This is a genomic window from Paralcaligenes ginsengisoli (assembly GCF_054781135.1).
Genome location: NZ_BAAGUZ010000011.1, coordinates 84,087 through 108,432 on the forward strand (window position 1 = coordinate 84,087; position 24,346 = coordinate 108,432).

The window sequence follows — 24,346 nt, forward strand, 5'->3', positions numbered from 1 at the left end:
TCGCCTTCCTTATTTGTTTTTTACGGCGCGGCGCAGCCTTGCGGCAAATTCGCCGCGCCCCGCGAAGTAGGTTTGAACCATCCGCGTGACGACGTTGATGGAGCCGGGCATCGGCACCATCGGCGCAAATTGCGGCAAGCTTGTGCCGGCCTCGTCGGCCTGCGCGGGATAGATGCGCACCCTGACGTCGAACCAGCCGGCTTGCCCAGTGATGGGGTCGGAGTTCGACAGGCGCGCCTGTCCATTTTCCGCCGGCAATTCATCGGTGATCAAGTGATTGAGCAAAAAGCCGCGCTGCGATTCGTTGGCATCCGGCCCCAGGTTCCAGGCGCCCGCCGCTTTGCCGATCGCATTCCATGTCCAGACCGTGCCGGGCTCTACCGCCTCGCTGTAGCGCGCCATGCAGCGCACTTTGCCCCAGGGCGATTCCACGTATATCCAGCCGCCATCGGCAATGCCGCTCTGCGCGGCCACCTTCGGATTGACGAACAGATAGTTCTCGCTGTGGATCTGCCGCAGCCACGCATTTTGCGAATCCCAGGAATGGTACATCGCCATCGGCCGCTGTGTGATCGCCGTCAGTGGGAACTCCTGTAAATCGGTCACACCGCTTTCCAGGGGCTCGTACCAGAAGGGCAGCGGATCGAAATAGCGGTCGATCCGGGCGCGCAGATGGTCCGGGGGCTGCCGCCCGCGGGTCTTGCCCTGAGCCGCGAGCCGGAACTTCTGCATGACATCCGAATACAGCTGGATTACGATGGGCTGATCGAACTTGCGCAACCCGTTTTCGACCGCCCATTTCAGGTAGGGGCCGTTGCAATTACGCATGTACTGGAATGTTTCGGGCAGAACGTAGTGGTGGAAGCAATCGTTCTTCGCGTACTGCTCCCATTGGTTCGGATTGGGTTCGCCGACCAGCGACTTGTCGCCGTTCTTGCCACGCCAGCCAATCAGGAAGCCTATGCCCGAATTGGGTGCCGTCTCGTAATTGACGATGAAATCCGGGTAGTCTCGGTATTTGGGCTTGCCTTCAGAAGTCGTGAACGCCGGCAATTTGAGCCGGCCGGCCAGCTCGACCAGCACCTCCTGGAAGGGTTTGCACTGGCCCGTGGGCGGCACGACCGGCACGCGCACGGAATCGGCCGGGCCATCGAATTCGGAAATGGGACGGTCCAGCATGGACATCACGTCGTGCCGTTCAAGGTACGTGGTATCGGGCAGGATCAGGTCAGCAAAGGCCGTCATCTCCGATTGGAACGCATCGCACACCACCAGGAACGGGATCTTGTATTCGCCGTCTTCACGCTTGTCTGCCAGCATCTTCCGGACTTCGACGGTGTTCATCGACGAGTTCCACGCCATGTTGGCCATGAAGATCATCAAGGTATCGATGGGGTAAGGATCGCCGCGCCATGCGTTGGTGATGAGGCTGTGCATCAAGCCGTGCACGGCCAGCGGAAATTCCCACGAGAACGCCTTGTCGATCCGTACCGGAATGCCCTGCTCGTCGATGAAAAGGTCTTCGGGCGCCGCCGGCCAACCCAGCGGGCCGCTGGGCAGCGGCGTATCCGGTTTGACTTCGTCCGGGCTCTTCGGAGGCTTGGCCGATGGCGGCACCGCGCGCGGATACGGCGATTTGTGCCGGAACCCCCCCGGGGTATCGATCGTGCCAAGCATCGACATCAGCACCGATAGCGCGCGTATGGTCTGGAAGCCGTTGGAGTGTGCGGCCAGCCCGCGCATGGCATGGAACGCAACAGGATTGCCGCGCACCGTTTCGTGCATAACGCCCCATGAATCGGTCCAGCGGATCGGCAGTTCGATCTTGTGCTGGCGCGAAGTCTGGATCATTTCGCCCGCGATGCGCCGTATGGTGTCGGCCGCAATGCCGGTGATCGACGCGGCCCACTCGGGGGTACAGGCGGCGGCGCGCTCGCGCAGCAAGGCGAATGACGGCGCGACCGGCGTGCCATCCTCAAGCGTGTAGCGGCCGTCCAGCGCCGGCTCTGCGCCGGGCGTGTGCTGCAACACCGCCTTGCCGGTTTTCGCGTCCCACCACATGCGATTCTGCGCATACATGGAATTTAATTCGGGGCTGCCGCTATCCTGGACGAACAGGCCGAATGTGTCGCTGCCAACCGCCATGTCGACCAGTTCGCCCGCATTCGTATAACGCGCGACGAATTCATGGTCATAGGCATCCTGTTCAATCAGTTCGTGAATCAACGCCATAAACAGCGCCCCATCGGTCCCGGGCCGGATCGGCACCCACTCGTCGGCGATCGCCGCGTAACCGGTACGCACCGGGTTGATCGCGATAAAACGCCCGCCCGCGCGCTTGAACTTGGAAATGGCGATTTTCAGGGGATTCGAATGATGGTCTTCGGCGGTGCCTATCATCAGGAATAGCTTGGCCTGATCCAGATCGGGCCCTCCGAACTCCCAGAACGATCCGCCTATCGTGTAGATCATGCCCGCCGCCATGTTGGCCGAACAGAAGCCGCCATGCGCCGCGTAGTTCGGCGTGCCAAACTGCTTGGCGAACAAGCCGGTCAGCGCCTGCATCTGGTCGCGGCCGGTGAAAAGCGCAAACTGCTTGGGGTCGGTGGCGCGCAAATGGGCAAGGCGCTTTTCCAGCAACGAAAAGACCTGATCCCAGGACACCGGCTCGAACTGCGCGGCGCCACGTTCGGTACCGGGCTTGCGCATCAGCGGCTGGGTCAGGCGCGCCGGCGAATACTGCTTCATGATGCCCGACGAACCTTTGGCGCAGATCACCCCCTGATTGAGAGGATGGTTGGGATTGCCGTCTATGTAGCGGACTTCGCCGTCGCGCAGATGCACCCGTATGCCGCACCGACAGGCGCACATATAGCAGGTTGTAGTCTTGACTTCGAGAGATTCTTGTTGCGTACGCTGCTCATGCTCCACACGTATCTCCTGCCAGTTTATCTAAGCCGGCTTACTGAACCCGATGACGCACCTGAACCGCAATCCACGCAATCCTAACATTAAAATTGATTTGAGTGTGGTTTCATGCCGGAGACGAAGCTGTGCCGTCTACTTAAATCAAGACTGCGATTTGCTGCGGTTACACAATAACTAAAAAAAATTGCAGAAAGTTTGCGCTAGCGCAAATGTCGTTCACGAGTACTCCATTAAGCTGCTTCAAGTCACGTCGACAATGCAATCCCGGCATTTAAATTTCATGCTTTGCATGACTTGGAGCAGTTCAGTTGAGCCATTTTGTTGATCGCCTGAAATATTTTTCCACGTCAAGACCCACTTTCTCGGATGGCCACGGCATGACCACCAATGAAGATCGAGGGTGGGAAGATGCCTATCGAAAACGATGGCAGCATGACAAGATCGTCCGCTCCACTCACGGCGTCAACTGTACCGGTTCGTGCTCGTGGAAAATATATGTCAAAAGCGGGATAGTCACGTGGGAAACCCAGCAAACCGATTATCCGCGCACCCGCCCCGACATGCCGAATCACGAACCGCGTGGTTGTGCGCGCGGCGCATCGTATTCATGGTATCTCTACAGCGCAAACCGTCTTAAATACCCGCTGGTTCGCGGCGCCTTGCTCAAACGGTGGCGTGAAAAACGCTTGACGCTCGCGCCGGTGGAAGCCTGGAGCGCCATTGTCGACGACCCGGAGGCTCGCGCCTCGTATACGCGCCGCCGCGGCCTTGGCGGTTTCATCCGGTCAAGCTGGGATGAAGTCAACGAAATGATCGCCGCGGCGAACATTCACACCATCAAGCGGCATGGCCCGGACCGGGTGGTCGGCTTTTCACCCATACCCGCGATGTCGATGATTTCCTACGCGGCAGGCAGCCGCTATCTGTCGCTGATCGGTGGCGTCAACTTAAGCTTTTACGACTGGTATTGCGATCTGCCGCCCGCCTCGCCGCAAACCTGGGGAGAACAAACCGACGTTCCGGAATCGGCCGACTGGTATAACTCGACTTTTATCATGATGTGGGGCTCGAACGTACCGCAAACGCGTACCCCCGACGCCCATTTCATGACCGAGGTCCGGTATCGCGGCACCAAGGTCGTATCGGTTTTTCCCGACTATGCCGAAGGCGCCAAGTTCGGCGATATCTGGCTGCACCCCAAGCAAGGCACCGATGCTGCACTCGGCCTGGCCATGGGGCATGTCGTGCTCAAGGAATTTCACGTTTCAGGCAAAAGCGATTACTTCGCGGACTACTGCAGGCGCTTTACCGACATGCCGCTGCTGGTGCGAGTGGTCAAGCAAGGAGATCATTACGTACCGGAGCGCTTGCTGAGATCCGAGGAATTCGACGATGCTCTTGGGCAGGAAAACAATGCCGCCTCGAAAACGGTCGCATTCGATGAATTGAGCGGAAAGCTTGTGGCGCCGGTGGGTTCGGTAGGCTTTCGCTGGGGCCAAAAAGAAGGTGGCGACGCCGGAAAATGGAATCTGCGCGAAGAAGACAGCCGTGGCAATCCGATTCGGCCAGCCATGTCGTTCGCCGCGAACCACGATGAGGTAATCGACGTTGCCTTCCCCTATTTCGGCAACGTTGAACACACCCATTTCACGCATACGGGCCACGCCGGCGTGCTGCAGCGCCGCATCGGGGTGCGTAAGGTTGCGACCCGCCATGGCGAAGTGCTGGTAGCAACCGTGTACGACCTGTTCATTGCCAACTATGGAGTGGATCAAGGGCTGGGCGGCCCCAATGTCGCCGCCAGTTTCGACGACGATGTGCCTTATACGCCTGCCTGGCAGGAAAAAATCACGGGCGTCAGCCGCAACGATGTCATCAATGTTGCACGCGAATTCGCCGACAATGCCCACAAGACCGAAGGCAAATCGATGGTGATCCTCGGCGCCGGCTTGAACCACTGGTTCAACATGGACATGAGCTATCGATCCATCATCAATCTTCTCGTCATGTGCGGATGCATAGGCAAGTCAGGCGGAGGCTGGTCGCATTATGTGGGTCAGGAAAAGCTTCGGCCGCAAACGGGTTGGCTGCCGCTCGCCTTCGCAACCGACTGGCATCGTCCGCCGCGCTTCATGAATGGAACCTCGTTCTTCTACGCGCACAGCGATCAGTGGCGCTATGAAACGATGAATGTCACCGAATTGCTGTCGCCGCTGGCCGATCGCAAACAGTTTGCTCAAAGTCCGATCGACTACAACGTCAGCGCCGAGCGGATGGGATGGTTGCCCTCCGCGCCGCAGTTCAAGACCAATCCACTTGAGATCGGCAAAGCAGCTGCCGGCTCGGACGCCGCTGCCTATGTCGCGAAAGAACTCAGGAACGGTACTCTAGAAATGTCTTGCATCGATCCCGATGCTGAAGAAAATTTCCCCAGAAATCTTTTCATCTGGCGCTCGAACCTGCTTGGATCATCGGGGAAAGGGCATGAGTATTTTCTCAAACACCTGCTGGGCGCCAAGCATGGCGTGCAAGGAAAGGACCTGGGTTCGAGCGCTGGTATTTTGCCAAAGGAAGTGAAGTGGCATGAAAAAGCGCCGGAGGGCAAGCTCGACCTGGTTGTGACGCTCGACTTCAGGATGTCAACCACCTGCCTGTATTCAGACATCGTTCTGCCCACGGCGACCTGGTATGAAAAGGACGATATGAATACGTCCGATATGCATCCGTTCATTCATCCGCTATCGGCGGCGGTCGATCCCGCATGGCAGTCCAAAAGCGATTGGGAGATTTACAAAGGCATAGCCAAAAAATTCTCTGAGCTGACCGAAGGGCATTTGGGTGTCGAGCATGACATCGTGCTGTCGCCGCTCCAGCATGACAGCCCGGGGGAGATAGCCCAGACCGGGGCAATAGCCAACTGGAGTAAGAACGAATGCGAACCGGTTCCAGGGAAAACCATGGGAAGTATTGTCGCCGTTGAACGGGACTATCCGAACACTTATCGTAAATTCACCTCGCTCGGGCCGCTCCTCGACTCATTGGGCAACGGCGGTAAAGGCATCACCTGGAAAACCGGCGAAGAAATCGAACAGCTTCGAGCATTGAACCATACCGTCGTCGACGAAGGCGTATCGCACGGGCGGCCACAAATTCTTTCGGGAATCGACGCGGCCGAAGTGGTTCTTTCGCTCGCGCCGGAAACCAACGGCGCAGTGGCCGTCAAGGCATGGCAAGCGTTGTCGACGCTCACCGGGATCGATCACACGCATCTGGCGCGCGCACGCGAAGACGAAAAAATCCGTTTTCGCGATATCCAGGCGCAGCCGCGCAAGATCATCTCATCGCCCACCTGGAGCGGAATCGAATCCGAGCATGTGTCCTATAACGCAGGCTACTCAAATGTGCATGAACTGATCCCATGGCGTACCCTCTCCGGGCGCCAGCAGCTCTATCAGGATCACGCCTGGATGCGGGATTTCGGCGAGTCGCTATGTGTCTACAAGGCACCTATCGACACACGGAGCACGACGGGCATGGAAGGCAGCCGCTCCAATGGCAATCCCGAGATCGCGTTGAATTTTCTGACGCCTCATCAGAAATGGGGCATACACAGCACCTACTCCGACAATCTGTTGATGCTCACGCTTTCGCGTGGTGGCCCGATCGTCTGGATGTCCGAGGTCGACGCCAGGAAAATCGGCGTGGTCGACAACGACTGGATCGAAGCCTTTAACCTGAACGGCGCATTGAGCGCCAGGGCGGTCGTCAGCCAGCGCATTCCCGAGGGTGCGGTCATGATGTACCACGCGCAGGAAAAGATCATCAACACACCCAGAACCGAAACCACCGGTGTACGCGGCATCCATAATTCAGTCACGCGCATCATGATCAAGCCTACTCACATGATCGGCGGTTATGCGCAGCTTTCCTACGGCTTCAATTATTACGGCACGGTCGGCTCGAACCGCGACGAATTCGTCATCATACGCAAGATGAAGGCGGTCGACTGGACGGATGAAGAAAGCGACCAGGCGCTTTCGGCGATCGGCGATGAAATGGGAGGAAAACGATGAAAATCCGCGCCCAAATCGGCATGGTGATGAATCTGGACAAGTGCATAGGCTGTCATACGTGCTCCGTCACATGCAAGAACGTCTGGACCTCGCGCGAAGGGATGGAGTACGCATGGTTCAATAATGTCGAAACCAAGCCAGGCATTGGTTACCCCAAGGACTGGGAAAACCAGGATCGCTGGAATGGCGGATGGAAGCGCAAGGCCAACGGCAAGATTGAGCTTCGCGCCGGCAGCAAGTGGCGCGTGCTTGCCAACATTTTTGGCAATCCGAACTTGCCCGAGATCGACGATTACTACGAGCCGTTCACGTTCGACTATGCGCATTTGCAAGAGGCCGGCGACGTCAAGGCCGGACCGGTTGCACGGCCGCGTTCGCTCATCACCGGCGATCGGCTGGAAAAAATCGAGTGGGGCCCGAACTGGGAGGAAATCCTTGGCGGCGAGTTCGAAAAACGCAAGCAAGACTACAATTTCGACCAGGTACAGACGGATATCCACGGCGAGTTTGAAAATACCTTCATGATGTATTTGCCGCGGCTATGCGAGCACTGCCTTAACCCGGCCTGTGTGGCCTCCTGTCCTTCCGGAGCGATATACAAGCGTGAAGAAGACGGAATCGTTCTGATTGATCAGGACAAGTGCCGCGGCTGGCGCATGTGCGTCTCGGGATGCCCCTACAAGAAGATTTACTACAACTGGAAAAGCGGAAAATCGGAAAAATGCATTTTCTGCTATCCGCGTATCGAAGCGGGCCAACCCACCGTCTGTTCGGAAACTTGCGTGGGGCGGATTCGCTATCTGGGCGTCCTGCTTTACGACGCAGACCAGATCCAGGCCGCCGCATCGGTTACCGATCCCAAAGATCTGTATGAAGCCCAGCTCTCGATCTTTCTCGATCCGGACGATCCGGCCGTGCGCGAGCAAGCCGCTCGCGACGGCGTGCCGGACAATTGGCTTGAGGCCGCTCGCCGCTCGCCCGTATACAAGATGGCGGTTGAGTGGAAAGTCGCCTTTCCGCTGCACCCCGAATACCGGACACTGCCCATGGTGTGGTATGTGCCCCCTCTTTCACCCATCAACTCGGCCGCCAATGACGGCCGGCTCGGCATGAATGGGCTGCTGCCCGATGTCGATTCGCTACGCATCCCGCTGCGCTACTTGGCCAACCTGCTCACAGCCGGCCACGAACCGCCCGTGCGCCTGGCACTCAAGCGCATGCTGGCGATGCGCGCCTTCATGCGCGGGCGCCATGTCGATCGTAGAGAAAACCCGGAATTGCTCTACGAAGTCGATCTGAGCATCGCACAAGTCGATGAAATGTACCGCTATCTGGCCATCGCCAACTACGAAGATCGATTCGTCATTCCAAGCACGCACCGCGAATACGCGGAAGATGCCTTCGACCTGCGCGCCTCCTGCGGTTTCTCATTCGGCAACGGTTGTTCAGACGGCACCTCTGAAACCAGTCTGTTTGGCGGCCGCAAAGGCATCAGCAAGGAACGAAAGACGATTCCAATACATGCGGCGGACAAATAAGATGAAAGACAATCAAGCCATTTTCAGCATGTTGAGCGCGCTGCTGGATTATCCCGATCAGTCGCTGGTCGGCCAATTGGCCGAGATTCGCGCCGTGCTGATCCAGCATCCAGCGTTTACGCCGGCCACACGCTCAAGCCTGAGCGATCTGCTCGACCTGCTGTCGACACGCCCACTCATGGATCTGCAGGAAGATTATGTGGAAACCTTCGACCGCGGCCAGGCTACGTCCCTCTATCTGTTTGAACACGTCCATGGCGAGTCGCGCGATCGCGGGCAGGCCATGGTCGACTTGATCGCCATGTACGAAGCAAAAGGCCTATTCCTGGGCCAGTCCGAACTGCCGGACTATTTACCCGTATTCCTGGAATTTCTGGCGCAAGAAACACTCGAACAAGCCACTGCCTTACTGGGCGAAATCGCCGATATCGTGCGGGCCATTGCGACCCGGCTTGCCGAACGCAATACGCCTTATTTCGCCGCGGTCGCCGCATTGTTGCCACTTGCCGGTGAAAAGCCGTTGGCCGCGGCCATCTCCGTCGCCGACGCCTATGCAAACCGCGAGGTCGATGGCCCTGCGCTGGACCGCGAATGGGAAGACGAGCCTGTGAGTTTTCTTGGTGCGCAAGCCCCCGGTTCAGCGCAGCCCCAGCCCATCCGGTTTTATGAAAAACGGCCTTCACGCTAGTGAAAAGCAACGGCATTGGTACATGCCGCAGGCCTCCGAAAACAAAAGTCTTGTTGGAAATGCCTCATGAATCAAGCTTTTACTAATTCATTCTTGTTCGGTGTGTATCCTTACATCTGTCTTGCGATATGGCTGGCCAGCAGCCTGATCAGATTTGACCGCGAACAGTACACCTGGAAAAGTGATTCATCTCAACTGCTAAGACGCCGGCAGCTGCGCCTGGGCAGCACGCTGTTCCATGTCGGTGTATTGATCGTGATTGGCGGCCATTTCGTTGGATTTCTCGCGCCGCACTGGATGGTTGCTCCCTTTCTGAACGCTTCGCAACATCAGTTCGTGGCGATGGCTGCGGGGGGTAGCGCCGGAATCGTGGCGATCATCGGCTTGTCGGTCTTGCTCTATCGCCGGCTATCGGATCCGCGAATCCGCACCAACAGCACGCGCATGGATATTCTGGTCGCCGCGATATTATGGCTGCAACTCGCCCTGGGGTTGGCTACGGTTCCAATATCGCTGGCCCATATGGACGGCGTCATGTTCGAAATCCTTAGCGACTACGTAAAGGGAATCGTCACGTTCCAGCCCGGAGTCGCCGGCCTTATCGCCCATGTGCCGCTGGTCTATAAAGCCCACATCGCGCTCGGATTCACGATCTTTCTGATCTCTCCATTTACACGCCTGGTTCACATATGGAGCGGCGTGGCGACTGTTGGCTATCTGTTTCGCCCCCAACAAATCGTGCGCAAGCGCTGAATCGAGAACATGACCATGCACTCAACCACAATGGATACATCAACAGCTGACAATATAGAACTAAGCGTCAATGGCGTCACGATCGATGCCGGCGCGATCGTGACCGAATTGGCTTGCCATGCGGACAAGGCCGACGCCAGCCACGCGGCGCGCCTGGCGCTGGTGGTGCGCGAACTATTGACACAAAAGGCCGTCGAGAACGGCATATTGCAAAAAGGCGCTGAACTTGACGACCGCACCATTGACCATCTGCTGGAAATGGATTGCACGACTCCGACCCCATCGGACGAGGAATGCCGACGTTACTACACCGCAAACGCACAGAAATTCAGCAGCCCTGAACTGGTCTTTGCCCGCCACATTCTCTTCGCCTTGACGAAGAAATCGACAATGACGAAAATTCGTGCCCGCGCGGAGCAAGCACACCGTGAACTCATGCAATATCCCGAGCGCTTCGAAGCGCTCGCCGCGGCTTTATCGAACTGCCCCTCGGGCCAGGTAGGAGGAAACCTGGGGCAGTTGACTCAAGGAGAAAGCGTACCCGAATTTGAGGCGGCGATTTTCGGCACCACACGCACCGGCTTGCTGCCCGGACTGGTCAACTCACGCTACGGTTTTCATATTGTGCTGGTGGAGCGCCGGATTCCAGGCACCCCACTTCCGTACGAAAGTGTGCGGGAGTCAATCGGGCTCTATCTCTCAGAGCACGTGCGGCATAAATCGATTCAGCAATACCTGACGCTTCTGGTGTCCGGCGCCGACGTGACCGGCATTACGCTGGATGTACGGCCAGGGCCTCTGCTGCAGTAACAATCATTGGAGCGCTTATGGCCTCGCAAAAAAGTCCGATGCTGGTTTTATGCGTCACTACGCTGGCATTTATGGTTTGCTTCGTGGTGTGGATGATGTTCGGCGTGATCGGTATCGAACTGCGAACCGAGCTTGGGTTGAACAGCACCGAATTCGGGCTACTGACCGCAATGCCGGTTCTGACCGGCGCCCTTTTGCGTTTGCCGCTGGGCATCTGGACGGATCGTTTCGGCGGCCGCCTGGTCATGACGCTATTACTGGTTCTTTGCGCTGTTCCGGTTTACCTGGTCTCGTATGCCACGGTGTTGTGGGAGTTTCTTGCGATCGGACTGTGCCTGGGGGCCGTGGGGGCATCGTTCGCGGTGGGAACTCCCTACGTGGCCCGCTTCTTCCCACCCGAAAGGCGAGGCTTCGCCATGGGTTTTTTCGGCGCGGGAACGGTAGGCGCCGCCGTGAATCTTTTCATCACGCCCTCGCTGCAGGCCACCTACGGCTGGAGGACAGTGCCGAAGATCTACGCGGTCGCGTTACTCGTGACAGCCATCGTTTTTTGGCTCGGCTCCATGGCCGACCCCGGCGTCCGGAAAAACACAACCGGACCATGGACCAAACAGTTTTTGGTTCTGAAAGATCCCAAAGTCTGGAAGTACTGTCAATATTATTCAATCTGCTTCGGCGGCTTCACCGCCTTGTCGCTTTGGATTCCGCAGTATCTGAAGGGGGAATTCGGGATTTCGGTCGTGGCCGCGGCAGCCCTGGCTGCCGGCTTCTCACTGCCAGGCTCGATACTGCGAGCCGTCGGAGGCAGCCTTGCCGATCGATTCGGCGCACATAAAGTCACCTGGTGGGGGCTTTGGGTCGCATGGATATGCCTGTTCCTGCTGTCGTATCCGGACACCTCTTTCATCGTGAACACGATCAACGGCCCGCGCAGCTTCCATATCCATCTTGGGGTCCCGGTGTTCATCGCACTGCTATTCATTCTAGGCGTGGTGTTTGCGTTCGGCATGGCGTCCACGTTTAAGTATGTCGCCGACGATTTCCCGGAACAAATGGGTGTGGTGACAGGCATTGTCGGCCTGGCGGGAGGTCTAGGTGGATTCTTGCTGCCCATTTTGTTCGGTATTATTCTCGACTGGTTCGCTGTGCGTTCCAGTTGCTTCATGCTGCTTTATGGGATTGTCTGGGTATCGCTGATACTGCTGTATCAATCCAATGTAAGGCATACTCAGCTAGATGGGCGAAGCGGTGACGCTCAACCAAGCCGTCCGCCTCGCGCTGCCCTTATCGCCACCAGGTTGGAGGAACATACCTAATGGAAATTTCAAGTTTCGACGATCTGGTGCAGGCGGCACGGTTGCAAAAAGAGCCGCAAAAGCTTCTTTTCGTATTTACTAAAACGGAGCTGCCCGATGACTGTACGCCGGAGCAACGTTCCGCCTTCGAAGCTGGAACGGGGGGCGCGCTGATACCCCTGATATGCCTCGACAAGGCGCCGGAAGAACTGGGCGAGTTCAACGGACTGCTTGAGGAATCCCACCAGTTCCTGCCGGAGTGGGCCATTGTTTTCACCGCGGCGCTTTCGGGCAAAAACGGGGTCCCGCCTACCCCGGAGCAGGTCGAAGCCGCTTTGAACAGCATGGTGGAAGCAATCAAGGCCGGTGCCGCCGATGCCTTTATTCCATTTGATGCGCACGGACAAGCCCTGCTATTTGGCCCAAGCTGAATAGGCCGCCGATAGCTCCCCGCAGGTAACGGGCGCCTCGCACAGGTGCCCTGACCCTCCTTGAATGCCACGAATTACAACGACAAAGGCACAGGGAAGATGTCAATGCTACACTTGCATCCAGGTAGTGGATGAGACAGGGCATGCTGTCATGCCATCAAAAGTTGCCGATTCTTTCGATTCGACCGCTGGTAAGCGGTAGACAAATTTTCTGATAATGTAAGAAACGTATGCGAAAGACCTTTTCCGTCACGGCCGATGCGACCCATTGCTCGACTTGCATGCTGAGCGATCTGTGCTTGCCCTTGGGCATGTCGCATGAGCAGCGCACCACGCTCGACCAACTCATCAAGGAACGGATCCAGCTGCAAAAAGCCACTGCGTTGTTTCGCCTTGGCGATAAGGTCGAAGCCGTCTATGCCATACGTTCCGGATCAATCAAAACCCAGCTTGAAGATGCATCCGGCCAGGTTCAAATCACCGGTTTTCTATTGCCCGGGGAAATCACTGGCCTGGACGGCCTGGCCGACATGCGGCAGCCGTCAAACGCCATCGCCATGGAAAACACCGAGGTATGCGTCATTCGCCTCGACGAAATGGATCTGCTTGCTCAGCATCTGCCTGTTTTGCAACAACAATTCAGGCGTTTGATGAGCAAGGAAATCCAGCGCTCCCAGCAGATGGCCATGTCCATGGGAGGTTTGCGTTCAGAGCAACGCATAGCTTTATTTCTATTGAACATGTCCCAGCGCCTGTCGGCCCTGGGCTACTCGTCGACTGAATTTCTCTTGCGCATGAGCCGGGAAAACCTGGGCAACTACCTGGGATTGACACTGGAAACAGTCAGCCGCCTGCTGTCCCGTTTTGGACGCGACGGCCTGATTCGCATCCATCAGCGCGAAGTCCAGCTTCTTGATATGCAGGCACTGCAAAAGCTTGCGGGCGCAACTTCGGTAGGCTGTTGATACTTTGGCCACCCGCTATCGAATAGCCCCGCGAGTATTGACAAACAGCCGGTACAAGGCTTTCCCGGCCGCCATGAACAACTGATTATTATGCTGCCCGCCAAAACAGATGTTGGCGCATCGCTCGGGAAGATGTATATGCCCAAGCGGCGCGCCGGTATTGTCAAATACCCGCACACCGTCCAGCTCTTCGGTCCCCATGCCCCACCCGCACCACAAGTTACCGTCTTCGTCGCATCGGATGCCGTCGGAAGTACCTGCCCCGCAATCGATCAGGGTCCGCTTGTTCGTTATGCCCTGGAGATCGGCGGTGACATCGAAGGCGTAGATCAGGCGATTGGGGCGCGCGCGCGAAGCCACGATGTATAGCAATTTTTCGTCGGGCGAAAAACACAAGCCGTTGGGGCCTTCGATATCGGACGCCACGACAGAAAGCTTTCCTGTGCCGCCGTCGATGCGGTAGACATTGGCGGGAAGCTCCTGCTTTGCCACAGTGCCTTCGTAAAAATTATGCAGACCGAACGGCGGATCGGTAAACCAGACCGCTCCGTCGGAACTCACGACAATATCGTTGGGTGAATTAAGGGGCTTGCCGTCAAACGAATCGGCCAGAACCGTAATGGACCCGTCGTATTCCGTTCGGGTGACCCGACGCGAGCCATGTTCGCATGTGACCAGCCTTCCCTGTCGATCACGTGTATTGCCGTTGGCATGATTGCTGGGCCCGCGATACACCGACACGCTGCCGCTGCTTTCTTCCCATTTCATGATTCTGCTATTGGGCACGTCGCTCCACAGCAAGTATCGTCCGTCACCGAACCAGACAGGGCCTTCCCCCCAGCGCGTTCCTGTAGCCAGCTGTTCAACGGCGGCGCTGAACAAGCGGTATTTTTCGAAATTCCTGTGGAAGATTTCAATCCTGGGATCGGGATACCGCTGGCTTACTTCCCACATCGCTCTTCACCTTGCATGAAAAATATTAACTGGAGTTCTTGAAGAATCCTATCACGGTCAGCCTGAAAAATCGCCAATAAATCAATGCTGAACCAATACTTATATATTAGTATATCAGGGTAATTGCTAAGTTGACCCTGCTCGGCCACGCAACCTACCATGTCCGATAACTTACCCAACACATGATCAGCGTTGTACGCATGAGTACCCACAATTTTGAACCAATCATCAGGCCGGAAATCCTCTATCGGCAGTTTATGCCTTTTCTTTTAAATGAAATTTCCAAGGCCGCTGGCACTCTGCGGGAGCGGCCCGAACCGTGAATTACACGTTCAATTTTGAAATTATTCTCCAATACTGGCCCTTGATAGCGCAGGGACTGTGGACCACAGTCAAGCTGACGGCATTGGCAACGGTCCTGGGGTTTATTGTTGGCACCGCATTGGCCTATATGCGGATCAGCACGTTCAGGCCCGGGCGCCTTCTAGCCATAGCCTATATAGAAATCATCCGCAATACTCCATTACTGATCCAGGCCTATTTTCTGATTTTCGGGCTGGCCAGCATCAATATCGATTTGCCCATACTTGCAGGCGCCACCATAGCCCTGGTTATCAACGTCAGTGCATACACGGCGGAAATCATGCGCGCCGGTATCGAATCCATACACAAAGGCCAAATAGAAGCTGCGGAATGCCTAGGGCACAACAGAGTCCAAACATTTTTTTACGTTGTACTGGCTCCGTCCATGGAACGAGTCTATCCGTCTCTGATCAGCCAATATGTATTATTGATGCTGGCCTCCAGCATATTGTCGGCTGTCGGCGTGGATGAACTGTTTGGCGCGGTCGCCAGGATTCAAAGCCTTACCTTCCGAAACTTCGAGGCTTTCCTGGTACTGGGCGTGATCTATTTGCTCCTGTCCTTCCTGGTGCGTTACCTGTTTGTATTGTTCGGCAAATTCATATTTCCACGACAACGCAAACTAGGCACGCCGCTGTAGCTGATCATCACGCCAACCGACATGAATACGCATCAACTTCTCTTTTTGCTGGATGGCTTCAAAGGCACCATCATCCTTAGTCTGTTGGCTTTCCTATTTGGCGGCCTGCTGGGTTTTATCGTCAGTCTGCTGAAAATATCAAAAAACAGATATGTGCATTTTTCCGGCTCTATATATGTTGCCGTATTGCAAGGCATTCCATTGCTTGTCCTGATGGGCATCAGTTTTTACGGGCCCAGTCTGTTCGGGCTCACACTAAGCCCCTTGCTTGCCGCCACCGTGGCGCTTACGTTTTATGCGTCTTCATATTTTGGAGAAATATGGCAAGGCTGCACCAAGGCGGTGCCCAGGCAGCAATGGGAAGCCTCGGAATGCCTGGGTTTCAACAAAACCCAGAGGTTGTTCCTGATCGTGCTGCCACAAGCATTCAAGCTTGCCTTACCCCCTACCGTGGGCTTCATGGTTCAGCTCGTCAAGAATACATCGATAGCGTCGCTGGTAGTGGGTTACGCCGAATTGGCCTACAACTCGAAAATATTGAACAACTCCACTTTTCAGCCATTCCTGTATTTCGGCTTGGCTGCTTGTCTGTATTTTGTCATTTGTTTCCCCCTTTCCGTTTTAAGCAAAAAAATGGAAGACAAGCTAAAGAAATAGCTAAACATCACAGGAGCAGGAATGAAAAAGCAACTCTTCATGATCGGCATGCTGTCCGCATTCATTATGGCGCACGGCGCCGTCCAGGCGGATACCTTGTCGGATATCAAGGCCCATAAGGTCATCAAAGTAGCCATCGACTTGGGCAATCCTCCATTCGGCTTCAAAGGGCCAAACCTGGAAGCCGAAGGATATGACGTCAATACGGCACAACTGCTGGCCCAGGATCTGGGTGTCAAACTGGAAATCGTACCCACCACGGGGCCGAACCGGATTCCCTTTCTGATCAGCAAGCGCGCCGACATCGTTATTTCAACGCTGGCCGTGACGCCGGAACGTCAGCAGGTCATTGATTTCTCGATGCCGTACGCAGCCGTTCTGAACGTGCTTGCCGCCCCGGTATCGATGAACATTCATACTCCCGCCGACTTGGCCGGCAAACGCATTGCCGCGACCCGTGGCACTACCAATGACGTTGCCGTTACCAAAGTGGCACCGCCTTCGGCGCAAATCGTCAGGTTCGACGACGAAGCCACTACCCTGACTTCGGTCACCAGCGGGCAGGTCAAATTGGTTGCGCAAAACCCGGCAATGGTCAAGCTGATGAATGAAAAAAATCCGGCGCTGCATCTGGAAAGCAAATTCACCTTGAAGGAAATCTCTTTTGGGGTGGGAGTGCGCAAAGGCGACACAGATCTTAAAAACTGGATCAACGGCTGGATCAAGACAAATCTGAAAAATGGAAAGCTGAATCAGTTCTACAAAAAATACAACGGAGTCGATCTGCCGGAAAAAATCACAAGCGCCTCGTGAAATCCCTCTAGAGAACCGGCATGACAGCTATAGTTAAATTCGACAATGTCCACAAGAAGTTCGGCTCGAATGCCGTGCTCAAAGGCATCAGTTTTGAAGTGCAGAAAGGCGAGGTTGTGGCCATCATCGGTCAAAGCGGCTCGGGCAAGAGTACGGCTTTGCGGTGTATCGACTACCTGGAAAAAATCGATGGAGGGCATATCCAGGTTTGCGGCCACAATGTCGGCGCGCACGGCGTCGATTTGAAGCAGTTGCGGCGAGACGTGGGCATTGTGTTCCAAAGCTACAACCTGTTTCCCCACCTGACCGTCGAGAAAAACATTGTTCTTTCCTTGCGGCACATCAAGAAATTGCCCAAGCACGAAGCCAGGGAAATTGCACTGAATGTCCTGAATAAAGTAGGCCTGGTGGAAAAGGCGGATAGCTACCCCGAGCAGCTATCGGGGGGGCAGCAACAGCGGGTGGCCATCGCCCGCTCGCTGGCGATGGCCCCGAAGGTCATGCTGTTCGACGAAGTCACATCGGCGCTCGACCCGCAGCTTACAGGAGAAGTCCTGAAGGTCATAGAAGACTTGGCCGCCGGCGGCATGACCATGATCCTGGTCACCCACGAAATGGGCTTTGCCCGCAAACTGGCCGACCGGGTGATATACATGAAGGACGGGCTCGTCTGGGAAACAGGCGGCCCCGAGATTCTCGATCGGCCCGGGACCAAGGAATTGCAGGCGTTTGTCGGTACCGGTTTATAAAAACCAGCCATACTCCCCCTATAATGTCGGCCAGTTGCCAAAAACCGGCATTTTATTTTTATCACGGGGTATTACTTCTATGTCCGCAAACTCACACGACGATCTTGGCAAGCTGGTTCTGCGCCTGACCCTGGGCATTCTGTTGCTGCTGCACGGCATTTCCAAAATACTTCACGGGACTGGCTTCATCGCAAACATGGCGACGGCGCACGGCCTGCCCGCATTCTTCGCCTGGGCGGTCTACCTGGGTGAAGTGCTTGCACCCGTCCTCATTATCCTGGGCCTATATACTCGCCTGGGCGGCCTGCTCGCCGCGATCAACATGGTGGTGGCGCTGGCCCTGGTTCACAGCGCACAGTTATTCCACCTGAGCAACAACGGCGGCGCGCAAGTCGAATTGCAGTATTTCTATTTGTTCGGCAGCGTGGCTATCCTGCTGCTTGGCGCCGGCCGCTACAGCGTCGGCGGCAAAGGCGGCTCCTGGAACTGAAACGGTCCACGCAATCGCCCGCAGGCCGGGCAAGCTGCCGGTTCTTGCCGGCAGCAGCTTCCACCCAGGCCGATACAGGCCTCAGCCAAATCGGCCGGTAATGTAATCTTCGGTTTCTTTGCGTGCAGGCTTGACGAAGATTTGATCGGTTTCGCCGTACTCCATGAGTTCGCCCAGGTACATGTACGCGGTGTAGTCGGAGCAGCGCGCGGCCTGCTGCATATTGTGGGTCACAATGACCACCGTGTAGTCCGATTTCAATTCGGCGATCAGCTCTTCGATCTTGGCGGTGGAAATGGGGTCGAGGGCCGAACACGGCTCATCAAGCAGCAGGACTTCGGGTTTGATGGCGACTCCGCGGGCAATGCACAGGCGCTGCTGCTGGCCGCCCGACAGGCCGTTGCCGCTTTGGTTCAGCTTGTCTTTGACCTCATTCCACAAAGCCGCCTTGGAAAGCGCCCATTCCACACGCTCGTCCATTTCGCCTTTGCTGAGTTTTTCGAATAAACGCACGCCAAACGCAATGTTGTCGTAGATGCTCATGGGGAATGGAGTCGGCTTCTGAAACACCATACCGACTTTTGCCCGTATCAGCGAGATGTCCATTTTCGACGTCAGCAGATTCTCGCCATCAAGATTGATCTCGCCTTCGGCGCGTTGCCCCGGATACAGCTCGAACATACGGTTGAAGGTTCGCAGCAGCGTCGATTTCCCACAGCCCGACGGCCCGATAAAAGCCGTTACCTTGTTTTCCTGAATCGACAGGTTAACGTCGCGTATGGCGTGAAACTTGCCATAATAAAAATTGAGGTTCTTGACATCGATTTTTACTTGTCCTGCGGGTATGGAAGTTTGCATAGTCAGTCCAGCCACGAAGGCATTGGCCCTCGTTCTATTTTATTTACGGAAAAAAGAGCGCGCGGCGATATTGATGCCCAGCACCAGCAAAGTGATCAGCGTAGCACCGGCCCATGCCAATCTGTTCCAGTCGGCGAACGGACTCGCCGCATACTGGAAAATCACGACCGGCAAGTTGGCCATGGGGGTATTCATGTCCACGGACATGAATTGATTATTCAAGGCGGTAAACAGCAAGGGGGCGGTTTCGCCCGAAATGCGGGCAATCGCCAGAAGCACCCCCGTCATGATGCCCGAACGGGCTGCCCGGTAGCAGATCAGGGTAATAATGCGCCATTGCGGGCACCCCAGCGCGGCAGCGGCTTCCCGCAAGCTATTGGGAACCAGCATCAGCATATTGTCGGTAGAGCGCACTACCACGGGTATGACCAGAATCGCCAAGGCGAATGCGCCTGCCCAGCCGGAATAATGGCCTACCTGGGCCACATAAATCGCATAAATGAACAAGCCGATAATAATCGACGGAGCCGACAACAACACATCGTTCAGGAATCGCGTAGCCGGCGCCAGCCAGCCGCGTTTTCCGTATTCGGCAAGGTAAGTGCCAGCCAGCACCCCGATAGGCGTACCAATCAGGGTACCTACCGCCGACATCATCACACTGCCGAAAATGGCGTTGAGCAGCCCTCCGTTCGCACCGGGCGGTGGAGTATTTTGCGTGAACAAAGTATAGGAAAGAGCCGGGCCGCCCTTGTAGATCAGGGTAAGAATGATCCAGCACAACCAGAACAGGCCAAACAACAGAGTCGCCAGCGACAAAGTCAGCATAAGGCGATTGAAGCGGTGACGGCGCTTATATACTTTATTGGAAACGCTGACGGTCGAGTCGGGATTGAACATGAATGTATCCGGTTAATGCGAAGTGCCTTCGTTTTTGGACAAACGAAGCAAAAGCATTTTAGACAACGCCAGGACCACCGTGGTAATCAGGAACAGAATAAGCCCCAGTTCGAGCAAGGCGGATTTTTGCATACCCCCCGCTTCGTTAAACTCATTGGCCAGAGCCGATGCGATCGAGTTGGACGGCGAGAAAACAGAGCTTGGCAAGTTGAATGCATTGCCGATCACGAAGGTCACCGCCATGGTTTCGCCCAGGGCACGCCCCAAGCCCAGCATAATGCCGCCGATAACGCCGTTTTTAGTGAAAGGCAGCACCACCTTCCAGACGACTTCCCAGGTCGTGCTGCCCAGGCCGTATGCCGATTCCTTGAACATGGGCGGAACCACTTCGAATACATCGCGCATCACCGCCGTAATGAACGGGATCACCATGATCGACAGGATAAGCCCCGCCGTAAAAATCCCAATCCCGAACGGAGGACCGGCAAACAGCTCGTTCAATACAGGTATGGGTTCAAAAAACGCAATCAAGGGCGGCTGTATGTATTCCTGAAAAACCGGCACAAAAACAAATAGCCCCCACATGCCATAGATAATCGAAGGTATCGCCGCAAGCATTTCAATTGCGGTGCCCAACGGCCTGCGCAGCCAGGTAGGCGACAACTCGGTCAGAAACATGGCAATGCCGAAGGATATGGGAACGGCTATGGCCAGGGCGATCAGCGAGGTCAGCAAAGTGCCCACGACCGGCACCATGGCGCCATAGATATTGCGGACGGGATCCCAATCGTTGGTCCACAGGAACGATATTCCGTAGGCGAGGATGGATTCGCGGCTGCCATAGATCAGCGACACCATGATGGCCGCCAGCAGCGCAAACACCAGGAAAGCAAAAGTGCGCGTCAGGTTTCTGAACAGCGTGTCCATGAAAACGTTCTGGGGGTTTTTCATGACAGCCGGTTCTTTATTACACTCAGTAATGCAAGCACGCGAGGTTCCTGTTTTTAGAGGGGATCACAAAGAAATTCACTGCCATTTTTACACAACAAAGACGGTGCCATGCAGACGGCACCGTCTCCAGGGCTTGCAAAAACGCACAAGCCCTTGATTTAACGCTTATTTCCAGATCGGGGCGCCGTCGGGGCCTTTGATCTCGGATTTCCAGAGTGCGGTAATCTGGCTGGTTACCGCGTCAGGCAAAGGAACATAGTCGAGCGCTTCAGCCGATTTGCCGCCTTTTTTGAAGGCCCAGTCGAAAAAGGCCAGTACTTGTTTGGCTGCTTCCGGCTTGTCCTGCTTCTTGTGCACCAGAATGAACGTGGCGGATGTCACAGGCCAGGACTGCGCACCGGGCTCGTCGGTCAGCACCACGCCCATTCCAGGCGCGCTCTTCCAGTCGGCATTGGCGGCCGCTGCGGCAAAGGCAGGCTGAGTAGGCTGCACGAATTTGCCATCCTTGTTTTGCAACTGGGTCCAGGCAAGATTGTTTTGCTTGGCATAGGCATATTCGACATAGCCGATCGAGTCTTTCAACTGACGCACATACGCGGCAACGCCTTCGTTACCCTTGCCGCCTTGACCGACAGGCCACTTGACGGCCTTGCCTTCGCCAACCTGCGATTTCCAGGCAGGTGAAACCTTGGACAGGTAGTTGGTCCAGCCGAAAGTCGTGCCCGAACCGTCCGAACGATGGACCACGATAATCGACTTGCTTGGCAGCGCCAAGCCGGGGTTCAGCGCCTTGATGGCGGCATCGTCCCATTTGGCGACTTTACCCAGGAAGATGTCGGCAAGAACCGCGCCAGACAGCTTGAGCTGGCCGGCCTTGATGCCATCGACATTGACAACGGGCACGGTGCCGCCGATTACGGCCGGGAACTGAAACAGGCCGTTCTTGTCCAGGGCATCGCCCTTCATCGGGTCATCGGACGCACCGAAATCGACTGTTTTCGCAATGATCTGCTGCTGGCCGCCGCCGGAACCGATGGACTGGTAATTGACACGGTTACCTGTTTGTTCTTTGTATTCGGCCGCCCATTTGGCATAAACGGGATAGGGGAACGACGCGCCTGCGCCGGTAATGTCCGCAGCATGAGCTGACAGTGCCGCTGCACCAATAGCCATGCCGGTCGAGATTTGCAATATAACGCGTTTAAACATCAAGAGATCCTTTAGGACTGATGAACAATAAGTACAGGCATAACCTGAACAAACGCAATGCTAAACCTCAAATATGACACGTTCGTGACAATTCAAATGACCGTCATGTTCCAAGCGTCTGCATCAGGTGGTTATGCAAATTAAAAGCCGCGCCACGGCTTTTAACCTTGACATAACTGCCATCCGGCTGCTCGCGCCACGACAGCTGGTTGTCCCGTAGCGCGCAGGTAAACGCTTCGCTGATGACACGTTTCTTGAGGGCTTTGTCCAAAATGGGAAAACCCACTTCAACGCGGCGGAAGAAATTCCGGTCCATCCAGTCGGCCGAAGCCAGATACACATTTTCTTCGCCCTGGTTATAGAAATAAAACACTCTGGAATGCTCCAGAAAACGCCCGATCACGGACCTTACCTGAATATTTTCAGACAGGCCGGGAACACCCGCGCGCAGGGCGCACGCCCCGCGGACGATCAGATCGATCTTGACGCCTGCCTGGCTCGCCTTGTAGAGCTCGTCGATTACGATGGGTTCCAGCAGCGAATTCATTTTGGCCATGACACGCGCCTTTTGGCCCGCCTTGGCTTGAATGGCCTCGGCCCGTATCATGGCCACCATGGTTTCATGCAGGGTAAAGGGCGACTGCAGCAGCATTTTCAGGGGACGGCGCGCACCCAAGCCCGTCAGCAGCGAAAAAATCTTGTCCATGTCTTCGCACATCTTGGGATTTGCCGTCAGCAGGCCGAAATCAGTGTAAAGCTTGCTGGTACGCGGATGATAATTGCCTGTGCCCAAATGGCCATAGCGCCTGATCAGGCCTTTTTCACGCCTCAATACAAGCACCATTTTGGCGTGAGTCTTGTGCGCTACAACCCCGTAACTGACATGCGCCCCTACCGCCTCGAGCTTTGCCGCCCAATTGATATTGGTTTGTTCGTCGAAGCGCGCCATCAGTTCGACCACCACGGTCACTTCCTTGCCCGCCTTGGCCGCGGTCAGCAGCAGGCGCATCAGCTCGGAATCTTCGCCGGTACGATAGATGGTCTGCTTGATGGCGACTACGTTCGGATCGAACGCGGCGGCCGTCAAAAAACTGATCACAGGCTGGAAAGACTGATAGGGATGGTGCAGCAGGCGGTCACGCTCGGCAATCGCCGCGAACAGCTCGTCGGGCTTGTCCAGGACTTCGTCGAACGGCGCGGGCACTTTGGGCCGATAATCGGGAAACAGCAGATCGGGGCGTTCAACCGTGTTGCACAGATGCATCAAACGCGACAGATTGACCGGGCCGCTGACCCGATACGTGTCCCGGGGTTCCAGAGAAAACTCGCGCTGAAGAAAAGAAGCCAGTTCGGGCGGCATGAGATGATCGATTTCAAGCCTGACCGCGGCGCCAAAATTACGCTGCGATAGCTCGCCCTGCAGAGCTTGCCGCAAATTCGTGATTTCTTCCTCGTCGACAAACAAATCACTGTTGCGTGTCACACGCCACTGGTGGCAGCCCTTGACCTCGAGCCCTGGAAACAACTCGCCCACAAAGGCGCTGATCAGGGCGGTGAGGAACATGAATCCGTTGGGGATGCCGGCAATCTCGGAGGGTACTTTGATCAATCGCGGCAAGGCGCGGGGCGCCTGGACAATTGCGATCGAGGCGCGGCGGCCGAATGCATCCTGTCCCGACAGCGAAATGATGAAATTCAGGCTTTTGTTATAAACCCGTGGAAAGGGATGGGCCGGATCGAGCCCTATGGGCGTCAGCATCGGCATGACATCCCGATTGAAAGTGGCATGAGCCCACTCGCGCAAAGCGTCGGTCCAGGAGGAAGGATCGAGCAATCCGATGCCTTCGGCCATAAGCTTGGGCAGGATCTGCGTCATCAATAGCGCATTCTGCCGTTCTATCACACTGTGCGCCGCCACCTGGACGCGCTCGAAGGCCTCGTTCGGGGTTAGCCCATCTCCTCCGATCAGGCCCGAGTTCTGCAACTGCTGCTCTTTCAGGCTGGAAATGCGGATTTCAAAAAATTCGTCCAGATTTGAACTGACTATGCATAGATAGCGTAGCCGTTCCAGCAGCGGAGTAGCGCGGCTTTCAGCCATAGCCAATACACGCTCGTTGAACTTCAGCAAAGACAGTTCGCGATTCAGCAGCGTCGACTCGGGAAAAGAAAGAGACATACAGTATCCATAAGACGGGGGGCAGAATCTTTTACAGTATTTTTTTGACAGTTATGTGACACTCTAAGAGATTATGCAACAGCGTCGGCCCAACTCCACGCAAAA

At 55.9% G+C, this 24,346-nt stretch carries 20 protein-coding genes; 13 read left to right on the forward strand and 7 right to left on the reverse strand.

Going from position 1 to position 24,346, the window contains the following annotated elements:
• Positions 1–9 precede the first annotated feature (9 nt).
• Positions 10–2,931, reverse strand: coding sequence for a molybdopterin oxidoreductase family protein (locus ACYVIS_RS07750; RefSeq protein ID WP_460873683.1), 2,922 nt, complete (start codon positions 2,929–2,931; stop codon positions 10–12).
• Between the two features lie 305 nt (positions 2,932–3,236).
• Here ACYVIS_RS07750 and ACYVIS_RS07755 point away from each other — a divergent pair, with 305 nt between their 5' ends.
• From ACYVIS_RS07755 to ACYVIS_RS07790, 8 genes are all read left to right on the forward strand, one after another.
• On the forward strand, positions 3,237–7,001 hold the full coding sequence (locus ACYVIS_RS07755) for a nitrate reductase subunit alpha (protein WP_460873684.1): 3,765 nt from the start codon (positions 3,237–3,239) through the stop codon (positions 6,999–7,001).
• Entirely contained in the window at positions 6,998–8,539 is a 1,542-nt protein-coding gene (gene narH / locus ACYVIS_RS07760; protein WP_460873685.1) for a nitrate reductase subunit beta, read from the forward strand. The genes ACYVIS_RS07755 and narH overlap by 4 nt, the downstream gene beginning before the upstream one ends.
• Position 8,540: 1 nt before the next feature.
• Entirely contained in the window at positions 8,541–9,227 is a 687-nt protein-coding gene (gene narJ / locus ACYVIS_RS07765; protein ID WP_232744039.1) for a nitrate reductase molybdenum cofactor assembly chaperone, read from the forward strand.
• A gap of 66 nt (positions 9,228–9,293) precedes the next feature.
• On the forward strand, positions 9,294–9,980 hold the full coding sequence (gene narI / locus ACYVIS_RS07770; protein WP_232744040.1) for a respiratory nitrate reductase subunit gamma: 687 nt from the start codon (positions 9,294–9,296) through the stop codon (positions 9,978–9,980).
• A 15-nt stretch (positions 9,981–9,995) separates the two neighbouring features.
• Positions 9,996–10,790: a peptidylprolyl isomerase gene (locus tag ACYVIS_RS07775; protein WP_460873686.1), complete on the forward strand. Its 795-nt coding sequence runs from the start codon at positions 9,996–9,998 to the stop codon at positions 10,788–10,790.
• A gap of 17 nt (positions 10,791–10,807) precedes the next feature.
• Positions 10,808–12,106 carry an MFS transporter gene (locus ACYVIS_RS07780; protein WP_460873687.1) on the forward strand — a complete coding sequence of 433 codons (1,299 nt, stop codon included), beginning with the start codon at positions 10,808–10,810 and terminating at the stop codon, positions 12,104–12,106.
• Positions 12,106–12,516 carry a ribonucleotide reductase subunit alpha gene (locus ACYVIS_RS07785; protein ID WP_232744043.1) on the forward strand — a complete coding sequence of 137 codons (411 nt, stop codon included), beginning with the start codon at positions 12,106–12,108 and terminating at the stop codon, positions 12,514–12,516. The genes ACYVIS_RS07780 and ACYVIS_RS07785 overlap by 1 nt, the downstream gene beginning before the upstream one ends.
• Before the next feature lie 230 nt (positions 12,517–12,746).
• A complete protein-coding gene (locus ACYVIS_RS07790; protein ID WP_232744044.1) occupies positions 12,747–13,481 on the forward strand; it encodes a helix-turn-helix domain-containing protein in 735 nt (244 codons plus the stop codon).
• 15 nt (positions 13,482–13,496) lie between these two features.
• Here the strand turns inward: ACYVIS_RS07790 and ACYVIS_RS07795 are convergent, their stop codons facing one another.
• On the reverse strand, positions 13,497–14,435 hold the full coding sequence (locus ACYVIS_RS07795) for an SMP-30/gluconolactonase/LRE family protein (RefSeq protein ID WP_232744045.1): 939 nt from the start codon (positions 14,433–14,435) through the stop codon (positions 13,497–13,499).
• A gap of 319 nt (positions 14,436–14,754) precedes the next feature.
• Here ACYVIS_RS07795 and ACYVIS_RS07800 point away from each other — a divergent pair, with 319 nt between their 5' ends.
• The 5 genes from ACYVIS_RS07800 (at position 14,755) to ACYVIS_RS07820 (ending at position 18,147) form a co-directional block, all read left to right on the forward strand.
• Positions 14,755–15,438 carry an amino acid ABC transporter permease gene (locus ACYVIS_RS07800; protein WP_232744046.1) on the forward strand — a complete coding sequence of 228 codons (684 nt, stop codon included), beginning with the start codon at positions 14,755–14,757 and terminating at the stop codon, positions 15,436–15,438.
• Positions 15,439–15,459: 21 nt separating this feature from the next.
• Positions 15,460–16,095, forward strand: a complete 636-nt coding sequence (locus ACYVIS_RS07805; RefSeq protein WP_460873688.1) for an amino acid ABC transporter permease — start codon at positions 15,460–15,462, stop codon at positions 16,093–16,095.
• A gap of 21 nt (positions 16,096–16,116) precedes the next feature.
• Entirely contained in the window at positions 16,117–16,908 is a 792-nt protein-coding gene (locus tag ACYVIS_RS07810) for a transporter substrate-binding domain-containing protein (protein WP_460873689.1), read from the forward strand.
• A 20-nt stretch (positions 16,909–16,928) separates the two neighbouring features.
• A complete protein-coding gene (locus tag ACYVIS_RS07815; protein WP_460873690.1) occupies positions 16,929–17,657 on the forward strand; it encodes an amino acid ABC transporter ATP-binding protein in 729 nt (242 codons plus the stop codon).
• Between the two features lie 79 nt (positions 17,658–17,736).
• A complete protein-coding gene (locus tag ACYVIS_RS07820; RefSeq protein ID WP_460873691.1) occupies positions 17,737–18,147 on the forward strand; it encodes a DoxX family protein in 411 nt (136 codons plus the stop codon).
• Between the two features lie 81 nt (positions 18,148–18,228).
• Here the strand turns inward: ACYVIS_RS07820 and pstB are convergent, their stop codons facing one another.
• From pstB to ppk1, 5 genes are all read right to left on the reverse strand, one after another.
• Entirely contained in the window at positions 18,229–19,005 is a 777-nt protein-coding gene (gene pstB / locus ACYVIS_RS07825; RefSeq protein WP_232744051.1) for a phosphate ABC transporter ATP-binding protein PstB, read from the reverse strand.
• A 39-nt stretch (positions 19,006–19,044) separates the two neighbouring features.
• A complete protein-coding gene (gene pstA / locus ACYVIS_RS07830) occupies positions 19,045–19,905 on the reverse strand; it encodes a phosphate ABC transporter permease PstA (protein WP_232744052.1) in 861 nt (286 codons plus the stop codon).
• 12 nt (positions 19,906–19,917) lie between these two features.
• Positions 19,918–20,856 (reverse strand): phosphate ABC transporter permease subunit PstC, encoded by a 939-nt coding sequence (pstC, locus tag ACYVIS_RS07835; RefSeq protein ID WP_232744053.1) that lies wholly within the window; start codon positions 20,854–20,856, stop codon positions 19,918–19,920.
• A 165-nt stretch (positions 20,857–21,021) separates the two neighbouring features.
• The gene (gene pstS, locus ACYVIS_RS07840; protein WP_460873692.1) at positions 21,022–22,065 is read right to left on the reverse strand and encodes a phosphate ABC transporter substrate-binding protein PstS; all 1,044 of its coding nucleotides are present in this window, start codon (positions 22,063–22,065) and stop codon (positions 21,022–21,024) included.
• A 103-nt stretch (positions 22,066–22,168) separates the two neighbouring features.
• Complete coding sequence (ppk1, locus tag ACYVIS_RS07845) at positions 22,169–24,241, reverse strand: polyphosphate kinase 1 (protein ID WP_460873693.1); 2,073 nt, start codon at positions 24,239–24,241, stop codon at positions 22,169–22,171.
• Between the last annotated feature and the right edge of the window lie 105 nt (positions 24,242–24,346).